General features: G+C 28.6%; 12 protein-coding genes. 4 read left to right on the top strand and 8 right to left on the bottom strand.

Annotation, left to right across the window (positions count from 1 at the left end; genetic code table 11):
• The first annotated feature begins 155 nt into the window (after positions 1 to 155).
• A complete protein-coding gene (locus MBFIL_RS09695; RefSeq protein ID WP_066973977.1) occupies positions 156 to 503 on the top strand; it encodes a PD-(D/E)XK nuclease domain-containing protein in 348 nt (115 codons plus the stop codon).
• Positions 504 to 800: 297 nt separating this feature from the next.
• Positions 801 to 1,649, top strand: coding sequence for a fumarate hydratase (locus tag MBFIL_RS09690; protein WP_066973975.1), 849 nt, complete (start codon positions 801 to 803; stop codon positions 1,647 to 1,649).
• A gap of 251 nt (positions 1,650 to 1,900) precedes the next feature.
• Here MBFIL_RS09690 and MBFIL_RS09685 read toward each other — a convergent pair whose 3' ends face one another.
• The 6 genes from MBFIL_RS09685 to porC all read right to left on the bottom strand — a co-directional run bounded on the left by MBFIL_RS09685 (position 1,901) and on the right by porC (position 6,024).
• Positions 1,901 to 2,323 (bottom strand): 4Fe-4S dicluster domain-containing protein, encoded by a 423-nt coding sequence (locus MBFIL_RS09685; protein WP_066973974.1) that lies wholly within the window; start codon positions 2,321 to 2,323, stop codon positions 1,901 to 1,903.
• A 12-nt stretch (positions 2,324 to 2,335) separates the two neighbouring features.
• A complete protein-coding gene (locus tag MBFIL_RS09680; protein WP_066973972.1) occupies positions 2,336 to 2,827 on the bottom strand; it encodes a 4Fe-4S dicluster domain-containing protein in 492 nt (163 codons plus the stop codon).
• A 12-nt stretch (positions 2,828 to 2,839) separates the two neighbouring features.
• Positions 2,840 to 3,706 (bottom strand): pyruvate synthase subunit PorB, encoded by an 867-nt coding sequence (gene porB, locus MBFIL_RS09675; RefSeq protein ID WP_066973970.1) that lies wholly within the window; start codon positions 3,704 to 3,706, stop codon positions 2,840 to 2,842.
• A complete protein-coding gene (gene porA, locus MBFIL_RS09670) occupies positions 3,703 to 4,848 on the bottom strand; it encodes a pyruvate synthase subunit PorA (protein ID WP_066973968.1) in 1,146 nt (381 codons plus the stop codon). Before porA ends, porB begins: the two co-directional genes overlap by 4 nt.
• Before the next feature lie 45 nt (positions 4,849 to 4,893).
• The gene (porD, locus tag MBFIL_RS09665) at positions 4,894 to 5,136 is read right to left on the bottom strand and encodes a pyruvate synthase subunit PorD (protein ID WP_066973966.1); all 243 of its coding nucleotides are present in this window, start codon (positions 5,134 to 5,136) and stop codon (positions 4,894 to 4,896) included.
• Positions 5,137 to 5,505: 369 nt separating this feature from the next.
• On the bottom strand, positions 5,506 to 6,024 hold the full coding sequence (gene porC / locus MBFIL_RS09660; protein WP_066973964.1) for a pyruvate synthase subunit PorC: 519 nt from the start codon (positions 6,022 to 6,024) through the stop codon (positions 5,506 to 5,508).
• A gap of 447 nt (positions 6,025 to 6,471) precedes the next feature.
• Between porC and MBFIL_RS09655 the strand changes: the two genes are divergently transcribed.
• Positions 6,472 to 8,064, top strand: a complete 1,593-nt coding sequence (locus MBFIL_RS09655; protein WP_066973962.1) for a dihydropteroate synthase-like protein — start codon at positions 6,472 to 6,474, stop codon at positions 8,062 to 8,064.
• Positions 8,065 to 8,160: 96 nt separating this feature from the next.
• Here MBFIL_RS09655 and MBFIL_RS09650 read toward each other — a convergent pair whose 3' ends face one another.
• Positions 8,161 to 8,985 carry a DNA alkylation repair protein gene (locus MBFIL_RS09650; RefSeq protein ID WP_066973961.1) on the bottom strand — a complete coding sequence of 275 codons (825 nt, stop codon included), beginning with the start codon at positions 8,983 to 8,985 and terminating at the stop codon, positions 8,161 to 8,163.
• 15 nt (positions 8,986 to 9,000) lie between these two features.
• On the bottom strand, positions 9,001 to 9,543 hold the full coding sequence (locus MBFIL_RS09645) for a hypothetical protein (RefSeq protein WP_066973959.1): 543 nt from the start codon (positions 9,541 to 9,543) through the stop codon (positions 9,001 to 9,003).
• 240 nt (positions 9,544 to 9,783) lie between these two features.
• Here MBFIL_RS09645 and MBFIL_RS09640 point away from each other — a divergent pair, with 240 nt between their 5' ends.
• Positions 9,784 to 10,749 (top strand): TIGR00269 family protein, encoded by a 966-nt coding sequence (locus MBFIL_RS09640; RefSeq protein ID WP_066973956.1) that lies wholly within the window; start codon positions 9,784 to 9,786, stop codon positions 10,747 to 10,749.
• Positions 10,750 to 10,966 lie beyond the last annotated feature (217 nt).

The raw sequence follows: 10,966 nt of genomic DNA, 5'->3' as shown, positions 1-10,966 counted from the left end.
AAACCCCACCAAGAAAAAATAGAACCAATTGTAGAAGAAGTTTCTGAAATAAGAAAAAAATAAAGAAGCAATGTTTAATTTAAGGCAATTCTATAGAATCGATTAAATCCTTAACTTAACAGCTGTGAGAAAATCATAGATTTTCTAACTTACCTTTGGTAAGTAAAGAGAAATGGAAATTCTATTCTCTAGTTTTCACAACATGGGCAAAAGCAATGGACTTCGAAATCACAGAAGAAAATGCAATAGAAGACGGAAGAATAGACTTCATACTAGAAAACATAGAAAAAGAACTAATAATCATTGTAGAAGTGAAATACACAGAAGACCAATCTAAAACATTAGATAATCTAATCAATGAAGGATTTAAACAAATCGAAAAGAAAAAATATTACTGGGCATTTGAAGACAATGTTAAGCTAATGGCAATAGCATTAAAAGACGAATATATAGATAAAGGATTCATTACAAATGTTAAATGCAAAATAAAGGAAGTATTATAAACCAGCCATAGCTGTTTGGCACTGTAAATATCAATGAGTTTGAACACAATTTTTAGTGAAATTCTAATGGTAGACGCAGAACTCTAAAAATAGCTAATAAAATTTACACATTAATTTATAGTATTAATTGTAACTATATTTATTAAATATTGATACTGCCCTACAACCTCAAATTTAAAAAATTCAATAACTTTCTTAAATTTTTTGAAAATATAAATGTTGAATTAATATTTTATAATTCTAGTAGTAGCATTTTTATCTATAATTCATTTTCATTAAGTTTTATGTTGTGTTTTAATGACTAATTTAATAAAAAAAGTTGAAAATGCAGTGATTAGGGCATCTACAACTTACCATAAAGATCGAATTTCTGCTTTCAAGTTAGCATATGAAAAAGAGACCAATGAAAATGCTATCTGGGCATTGGACCTTATGCTTAAAAACATGGAAATTGCAAATAAAAACAAGCTAGCATTATGTGATGATACTGGAATTCCTCATGTATTCATTGAAATTGGTAAAGAAAGTAATGGAATTAATGGAGAGTTTATTGAAGATATAAAAAAAGGAATAGATAATGGTCTTAAAAATCTTCCAGCACGACCTATGGCAGTTAAAGGTAATGATATTGAACGTATAGAACAATCTAAAGGATTATTCAGTAAACCTGAAAAATTAGCCCCTCCATCATTTATAATTGATAGTTGTGAAGGAGAAGACATATTTATTCATATTTTACTTCTTGGAGGAGGACCAGAAATAAGGTCTAAAACTTATAGAGTATTTCATAAAAGAGACCACAATAACATTTTCAATGATACAATTGAATGGCTAAAGAAATCACTTCCTCTGCTAGGATGCACTCCAACAATTCCAGCTATAGGTATAGGTAGAACACATTATGAAGCTAATTCTTTACTTATTAAATCATTAGCATTAGGTAACTTAGATAAACAAACCACTCTTGAAAATCGTTTAACATGTGAAGTAAATAAGTTTAATATTGGACCTATGGGGCTTGGTGGAGACACTACTGCTTTAGGATCTTTTATAAATATTGGTCCTCAAAGAGCAAGTGGAGTTAGAATCTCAGCTATCCGTCCATGTTGTTTTGTAGATCCACGAGTTTCAAGTTTTAAATTATAGTCCTTAGAATACATTTAGTACAATAAACACTAAAATAAGCATAAAAACAATATAATAATAATAAAAATATTAAAAAAAGTAATATATAATAAAATATTGATCATATTTAAAAAAAAATAGATAAGTTGAAGTAGCTATTGGATTTAAATAAATGTTAATTTAAGATAATATTTTCGCAACTTCCCATAACCTTAACATATCAAACACTTTAAGTGAGAATTGGAAAGATTTTTTATTTCCCCAATTCAGTGTTATAATATTTTAAACTTCTTAAGACCTTCAACTAGTTTATCTTGTTTTTCAGTTACAATTTCTCTAGAACTTGTGGATAATGCGTTTGTAGGGCATGATTCTGCACATAATTGAGTGTTTTCATTTATACATAGGTCACATTTCTTTGCTAATCCTATTTCGTCCATAGAGATAGCTCCAATGGGACATTTGTCCCTACACATACCACAGCCTATACATTTATCTTTATTAATTGTAATTGCGCCACCAAGAGCTTCAATAGCATTTTCAGGACATATATTTAAGCAAGGTGCTTTATCTGGAGTACAGTGCATGCAGAATAATGGTACTGTGTCAACTACTCTTATTGCATTACTTGGACAGTTTCTTTCACATTTCATACAATCTATACAAAGATCAGGATTTGAAATTAATTCCCTCATACTAATCACCTATTAATCTTTCCTATTTGCTCTTGTATTACTTGTTATAAGGTTAATGAAACTGTTGCTTTTAGGCTTTTTGTTTATTCCTGCCATTTTTTCTAAAAACTCATTTTGTTTTTTGATTTTTAGTTGGTCAATATCTAATAGTGAAATTGCTCGTTTAGAACATGCTTTAATACATGCAGGACCATCTTCTCGATCTCTACATCTATTACATTTTTGAGCTATTTTATTTTCGATCTTAACAGCTCCAAATGGACATACCATCATACATAAACCACATGCAATACATTTATCACTATCTACTCCGTCTTGTTCCATTGATTCAGTTGGACAAATTGTTACACAAGGTGCATCTGCACATTGTTGACATAGTATAGGGTAGTAAGAGTCTTCAACTTCACGAATATTAATTCGAGATGAACCATGAAGTCCAAAACAAGCCTGTTCACAGTCTAAGCAACCATCACATAAATCTTGTTGAACTACTATTTTCTCCAAAGTGTATCCCTCCTATATTCCAAGTTCCCTACATTGCTTATCAACAAAGGTTTGTATATTATCTTTTTCTTTTTGTGAAAGATGTTTAAATCTTTTTTGAGCATCTAAATATTCAACAACAGGTTTTCTGATTTGAGGTTTATAACTTAATTTAAATTCACCATCAATAATTTCATATAATGCCCAAGATCCAGTTTCAACAGCTAATCTTCCAAGTTCAATTGTTTTTGATGGATCATATCCCCATCCTGTAGTACATGGTTGGTTCAAGTGGATATAAGCTGGTCCTTCAATTTCAGCAGCTTTTTTAACTTTCCTCATAAAGTCTTCAGGATATGAAATTGATGCTGTAGCTACATATGGAATACCATGTGCTGCCATAATAAGAGGCATGTTCTTTTTATGTTGATCTTCACCAAAACTTTCTTTTCCATGTGGAGAAGTTGTTGTTGATGCACCATAAGGTGTAGATGCACTTCTTTGAATTCCAGTATTCATGTACGCTTCATTATCATAACAGATATATGTGAAGTTATGTCCACGTTCCATTGCTCCAGATAATGATTGCATTCCAATATCAGCTGTTCCACCATCTCCCCCAAAAGCAACGATATTTACATCAGTTTTTCCTTGAGCTTTAAGTGCTCTTTCAACTCCAGATGCTACGGCACCTGCATTTTCAAAAGCAACATGTATCCATGGTATTTCCCATGAAGTTTCAGGAAATGGTGTTGTAATAACCTCTAAACATCCTGTAGCAGAAATAGCTACTGTGTTTCTACCTAATGCTTTAAGAGCAAGTCTAGCTCCGATAGTAGCACCACATCCAGCACATCCTCTGTGTCCTGGAGCTAATAATTCTTCTTCAGGTAATTTCATTGTTGCCCTCCTTTTAAACCAATCCAAGTTATATCCCTAACAGGACTTTTAGTTTTCTCAATTATCTCATTTATCTCTTTAGGAGTTATATCTCTTCCTCCAAGACCAACAATAAAACCATAAGTTTCTTTATCCAATTTAGATTTTATATCATTATAAATAGCTCCACCCATACCAAATAAAATGCTTTTATCAAGAACAGCTAGTTTCTTAGCATTTTTAACAGTTTCAGCTATTTCTTTAACTGGGAATGGTCTGTATGATCTTAGTTTTAAAAGACCTATTTTTTCACCTTTAGCTCTTAAATCATTAATAACTTCTTTTATTGTACTTGCAATAGATCCCATAGCTATTAAAATAATGTCTGCATCATCACACATGTAATTTTCAGTTAATCCATATTTTCTACCAAATATGTCTTCAAATTCTTTTGTTACTTTGTTTATAATAGCTATTGATTTTTCCATAGCTTCTTCTACTTGATATCTTGCTTCCATATAATATTCTGGATCAGTTAATGTACCAAGAGACATTGACCAGTCAGGATCTAAAAATGCATGTTTTGGTTTGTACGGAGGTAAGAACTTCTTAACTTGAGATTCATCTGGAATTTCCACAGGTTCGACTGTATGAGTTAATATAAAACCATCTAAACATACCATTGAAGGTAGTAAAACTTTTTCAGATATCTTATAAGCCATTAGAATAGAATCAAGTGCATCTTGTCCATTTTCAACATAAGTTTGAAGCCATCCTGCATCTCTTTGAACTATTGAATCCTGTTGATCATTCCATATACTAAGTGGTGCAGATATAGCCCTATTTGCATCTGCCATTACAATAGGCAGCCTCATTCCTGCAGCAGCATATAATACTTCATGCATATACATAAGCCCCTGAGAAGAAGTTGCCGTGAAAACACGGACTCCAGTTCCAGATGCTCCCATAGAAGCACTCATAGCACTATGTTCTGACTCAACCCTTATATATTCAGCATCAAGATCCCCATCAGCCACATATTGAGCTAAATACTCAGAAATAGAAGTTTGTGGTGTGATTGGATAAACAGGAATAACTTGAGGTTTAGCTAATTTAACAGCCTCAGATATTGCCTTATTAGCTGTCATAACTTTGATTGTCATTTATTTAATCTCCTGTCGTGATTTTTATATTTAGTTAATATCTATTTACTCTCTTTCCATTACAATAGCTTTAACTGGACATTCAACATCACATATTCCGCAACCTTTACAATAATCATAATCAATATTATGTTCCTTGTCTATACATCCTTCTGGACAGAATATAATACAATTATCGCAGTCAACACATTTTTCCTTGTCAAGAATTGGTTTGAATGTTCTCCAGCTTCCAGTTTTATTTGCTCGTGTACTTCCTGGATCAGCTATTGCTCCTCCAATAGATTCCATTAAATCACCTTATTAATTATAAATATTTTATTGAATTTATTATAAATTTTATTAATTTATGAATAATCATTAATAACATGTGATATGATAAGATCATGACCAAAACATGTTATGAATAAATTTGTGATAATAAATAGTAATAACAATACTATAGATGGTAGCAATTACACTACAAATGTAGCAATTAATAATACTACATGTAGCAATTAATAACTACATAATAATAATCAATAACACTATAAAAAAAATAGCATCACAGATACATAAGAGTTTAAGTAACCTAATGAATGTAGTATACTATTTGTTTGATTTAATTAATAATTTCTTAAATATTAAATATCAAATAATGAATATTTCTAAAGAACCTAATTAAATCGAATCATACGCTACTTTTGCTGCTACAGAATTCTTTTCGCCTATTTTACCAGGGAAAGTTTCTTTGATAATCTTAATAATAGAATTTAGACTTACTTCACCACTATGTTTAGCAAATGCTCCTAGGAGAACTGTATTAATAATAGGGACACCAAGATTCTCAAGAGCTATTCCTGTGGCATCAATAGGATATATACAGTCTTTAGGCTGTTTTTCATTTTGAGTATTGATAATTATAGAACCCTCGTCTTTTAATCCAGAAAAAACGTCAGCAACTTCAACTAATCCATCATCAAGAACAATAACATAATCTGGATCATATATTTGATATCTTGAAAGTATTGGTTTATCATTAATTCGAGTAAAAGCCATTACTGGAGCTCCACGTCTTTCAACTCCAAAATGTGGGAAAGCTTGTGAGTAATTACCATCTTCAAAAGCAGCTTTAGCTAAAATCTCTGCTGCTGTAACTGCACCTTGCCCTCCACGACCATGAAAGCGAATTTCAATCATTAAATTTTCCTCCATTCATCATGTATAATCATTATAAATTACTAAATATATAAACTTTTATACCTAATCATATATATCTTAGAAATAGTATTCCATTAATTAACTTTAGAATATTCCCTTAAAAATAGCTATTTTTCATAATATTTGAATTATATACCTTAAGAGCATAATTTTATGATAAAATTGAGTAAAAAGTATTAAAAATATAGATCAAGACTACTTTAATAATAAATATTAATTTAGTAATAATTAATCATGATTAATAATTAAGAATTATAAGTAAATATATGTAAATTCATATATAAAAACATATTGGTAAAAAATGAAATTAAGTAAAAAAATTAAGTAAAACTATAGATTATATGTAAAACTATAGATTATATAAAAACTTACTATTATCTAACTTAACAATCCAACTTAATTTAATAAACAAACAGGTAATTTTTTATGAAAATACTTATTATAACTGGAGAACTTGCATCACCTTTAGTTAAGAAAATAGCTAAAAAATCTAAAGAAGAAGTAATTGTTCATGTAGCTAAAACACAAATAGCTGCTTTTTTAACACCAAATAAAATAATTAAAGAAATTAATAAATATTTCAAAGAAGAGTTAAGTACAATAGACATGATTCTAACTCCAGGTTTAATTAGAAAAGATGTTGGAGAAATAGCTACAAAACTTAATGTTCCAACATTTAAAGGATCAAGTGATTGTGCAGATTTAGAAATGGTTATAAATTCAATAAATAAACTAAATTTATCAGCAGAAAAAGCTGCGGATAAACTAATTGAAGAAGAAAAAAGAAAACAAGCAATAAAATTCATCAAAGATTATGAAAATAATAAGACAAAAATTAAATCACTTCTAGAAAAAGAGGATAATATTCTAATTAAAAACCTCCCAGCAGGATCAGACTTTCCAATGCGAGTTTTAGGTGAAATAGCTAGTGCACCATCACTAAACAAAGAAGAATTAACATTTAAAGCTCAATATTATATTGATAATGGTGCAGATATGATAGATATTGGAATGATCGCTGGAGAAGATAATAGTGATAAAATTCCAGAATTAATAGCTACACTCAGAAAAATAGCTAAAGATAAACCATTAAGTATTGATACACTAAATCCAAAAGAAATAAAAGTAGCTATTGAAAACAATATAGATTTAGTTTTAAGTTTAGACCTTGGAAACTGTGAAGAATTGATTGAACCACTTAAAGCCAAAAATATTCCTGCAGTTATCCTTCCAACTAACTTTAAAGAAGGAATAGTTCCACATACAGTTGAAGAAAGATTAAAAAACATTTCTAAATTAATTAAAAAATGTAAAGGAGTTAATGTAATAGCTGATTTAATTTTAGACCCAATAAATAGTATTAGTATTGTTGATTCAATAATCGCAGCTCATGAATTTAGAAAAAAACACAACATTCCCCTATTTTTTGGAGTTGGGAATGTAACAGAACTGTTAGATGTTGACTCTACAGGAGTCAATGGATTACTTAGTGGAATAGCTATGGAACTTAAAGCAAATATCTTATTTACTCCAGATGAAAGCGGAAAAACATGGAACAGTATTTATGAATTAGCTATTTCCTCAAAAATGATGTTTCTTGCAAAACACAGATCATCTATCCCAAAAGATTTAGGTATAACTCTTGTAACATTTAAAGATAAAAAGAAAAGGGAAAATATAGAAGAAGAACCTAATGATGTTGAATTAATCCAAGCTAAAAATGATCCTAAATTTATTCATGATCCATATGGAAGTTTTAAAATAATTGTAGAACATGATACAAGATATGATAAAAGTAGAATAATTGTAAGTCATTTTAAAAAAGGTGAAAAAAATTTAACTATTTATGGAACTGAATCACAAAAAATATTTAATGAAATAATTGAAAGAAAACTTGTTAGTAGAAAAGAACATTGTGCATATCTTGGAAGTGAACTTCAAAAAGCCGAAATAGCTATGATAACTGGAAAAGAATATGTTCAAGATTTTGAATTATTTAAAAAACCTTTTATTTTATAAATTAATTAATCTTTTATAAGTTAATTATTTTTGTATAATTATTTTTGTATAACTAATTTATACAGTGATTAAGGACTTTGACTTTAACTAAGTGATTCAAGATTTTTTATTTAAAGTTCTTAAACCTCTTTTTATTATCCTAGCTGTTTCTTTTGTATTAGAAGATTTTTCCCATCTTTTAGTGAGGTCTAAAACCCAATCTGCTCTTGTTTTACTTGCATCATTTAGCCAATTACCTACACTATCTTGAACATATTTAGATTCGTCTGATTTCAATGGTTCTAAAATAGCTATTGCAATTTCAGGTTCTTCCTTTAATTCACTAATGTGTTTTGCCCAGACACCCCTTGGACGTGTTGATTCCGATGCAAATCTTCGAATATTAGGATTTTCATCTATAGACCAATTAGACAATGTTAAAATAGCCCCTTCAAGGTCACGGATAATACTTTCTCTTACAGATAACCATGCAATTTCCCTAACACCATAATGTTCATCTTCTGCAAATGGTTTAATTAATTCTAATTTCTCTTCAATCCCACCATTATCTAAACCAATTATATACGCTGCCCATGACCTCACAGTATCAGAAGCATGAGCTGCAAGTGTATGAATAATTTTCAAATCATTATTTTCTTTAATATTACAAAATAATGATTCAGCTATTGTTTTAATACACTTAATTGAAGTTTTCTTATCTAACTTATTAATAGCTATTTTAGCATCTTCAATATACTCCCCATATTCAGAATCATCTAATACATTTTCAAGCAATATTTCTTGATCAATAGCTAAAGATTCTATTAAATTTGTAGTTTCTATTTCTCCTTGATTTAAAAGATCTAAAACATCTTCAGGAATATCTTTTAAACTTTTAGCTCCTTTTCTACTCTTAATTCTATTCGTTACACTATCTTTCATGCTATTTTCCTAGTATCAATAGAATCCTAATATAATATTTTTAACATCATCAGAGAGATTACTTCCAACCCATTCAATCATAACTCTTTTATTTTTCGCTTCAAAAAAAGCTAATCTATAATCTCCCCTAATATCAGAATGTTGAGTTACATATAAAATATTTTGATTATTTAATGTTATATTTTCTCTTTTAGGATTTTTATCCTCATTAAACTTTCCATAAGCAAAATATTCCATGTCCCCATCATAGACACTATCTCCATCCTTAGAATCACTATACACAGTTACATAAATCGAACCATTTTTAGTCTGATAAGTATTTATTCCAGGTTTTACAATTATTTCTCCATTTTGGTATGATTTAGGTATTAATGTTCTTAATCCATTTATAGTTACCTCTTCTCCACTTAAATTAAATTCTTTAGAATTAATTGAATTATTAGAGTTAGATGAATTATTTATATTAAAATTAGTGAAGTAAGAAAAACTAAATAATAAAATAATAGCTATTACAATTATTATAATAGCTATATAGGATAATTTTCGACACTTTGACATTATTATTCCTCAATTAAAATTTATTTTTAAATTTAAAGTTCTAAAAAATTTTTAAGTTAAATAAATGTGTTTCTTAAAGTTTCTTAAATATGTTTTAGTAACCAATAATATTAAATAATTATCTAAACAAAATAGGTTCAATGTTATTTCTACCATAAACAAGTATTATTATTTTTATTTTACTTTAGATCTAATGAAGAAATAGCTATTTAAAATAATTTTAAACTAAAGGAATTAAATATGGCAGTTTGTAGTAAATGTGGTAATCCTAAAATAATTATTAAAAGGCAATCATCTGGTCAAAGATTATGTAAAGATTGTTTTATAGAAGATATCCAGAAAAAAGTTATAAAAACTATAAAAAAAGAAAAATTAATTGAAAAAGGAGATAAGGTACTTGTAGCATTATCTGGAGGAAAAGATAGTGTTTGTCTTCTTGATATTCTGAATACATTAAAAGAAAGAAGAATAATTGACCTTTGCGCTGTGACTATTGATGAGGGAATAGCTAATTATAGGGATGATGGAGTTAAAATAGCTATTAACAATGCAAAAAATGTAAATATCCCTCATAAAATTGTTTCATTTAAAGAATCATTTGGAATAAGCTTAGATGAAATAATGAAAGACAATGACAAAAGAGGAGCATGTACCTACTGCGGAGTTTTTAGAAGATGGATAATTAACAGAGCAGCAAGAGAATTCAAAGCAACGAAAATAGCTACAGGTCATAATCTTGATGATGAAACACAAGCCATAATGATGAATTATCTTGAAGGCAATATTAACAATTTAAAAACAATTGGACCTAAAACAGAACCTAAAAGCAAACTTTTCACCTCAAAGATAAAGCCTCTTCGAGAAATCCCAGAAAAAGAAATAGGACTCTATGTAATAGCTAAAGACTTAGAAGTTCATTTTGCAGGTTGTCCTTATGTTGAAACATCGTTTAGAGGAGAAATTTCTGAAATAATGAAAAAATTAACCTCAAAACACCCAAATATCATGTATTCAACCCTTAGAGGATTTGATAAAATTAAAATAGCTATTAAAAATCAAGAATCATCTAAACAAGAACTTAAAGAATGTGAAATTTGTGGTGAACCTTCTTCAGGAAGATTATGCAGAGTTTGCATGTTTTTAGAAGAAATACGTCAAATAAAAGATAATAAGAAAACTTTAAACAATAATAATATAAATAATTAAAATAATAATACAATGTATAAAAATAATAATAAATAATACATTATAATAATAAAAATAATACAATGAGGATTCGCATTTAATGTTTCTTTATTTGTTCTATTTTATTGATTTTTTCTTTATTTTTTGTGTTTTTATGTGAGTTTTTTTTAATATTTTGTTGGTTTTGTTGAATTGTTTTTAGTTGTTCTTATTGTTTTTGGTTTGTTTAATTTTATGT

It is taken from the genome of Methanobrevibacter filiformis (assembly GCF_001639265.1).
In the GTDB taxonomy this organism is placed as follows: domain Archaea; phylum Methanobacteriota; class Methanobacteria; order Methanobacteriales; family Methanobacteriaceae; genus Methanacia; species Methanacia filiformis.
The sequence above is the reverse complement of the archived record's forward strand: the minus strand, read 5'-3'. Positions and strand labels throughout refer to the sequence as shown.

Coding starts and splice junctions, on each gene's coding strand:
- MBFIL_RS09690 (WP_066973975.1), top strand. CDS start 801: ATGACTAATTTAATAAAAAAAGTTGAAAATGCAGTGATTAGGGCATCT.
- MBFIL_RS09685 (WP_066973974.1), bottom strand. CDS start 2,323: ATGAGGGAATTAATTTCAAATCCTGATCTTTGTATAGATTGTATGAAA.
- porB (WP_066973970.1), bottom strand. CDS start 3,706: ATGAAATTACCTGAAGAAGAATTATTAGCTCCAGGACACAGAGGATGT.
- porA (WP_066973968.1), bottom strand. CDS start 4,848: ATGACAATCAAAGTTATGACAGCTAATAAGGCAATATCTGAGGCTGTT.
- porD (WP_066973966.1), bottom strand. CDS start 5,136: ATGGAATCTATTGGAGGAGCAATAGCTGATCCAGGAAGTACACGAGCA.
- porC (WP_066973964.1), bottom strand. CDS start 6,024: ATGATTGAAATTCGCTTTCATGGTCGTGGAGGGCAAGGTGCAGTTACA.
- MBFIL_RS09655 (WP_066973962.1), top strand. CDS start 6,472: ATGAAAATACTTATTATAACTGGAGAACTTGCATCACCTTTAGTTAAG.
- MBFIL_RS09650 (WP_066973961.1), bottom strand. CDS start 8,985: ATGAAAGATAGTGTAACGAATAGAATTAAGAGTAGAAAAGGAGCTAAA.
- MBFIL_RS09645 (WP_066973959.1), bottom strand. CDS start 9,543: ATGTCAAAGTGTCGAAAATTATCCTATATAGCTATTATAATAATTGTA.
- MBFIL_RS09640 (WP_066973956.1), top strand. CDS start 9,784: ATGGCAGTTTGTAGTAAATGTGGTAATCCTAAAATAATTATTAAAAGG.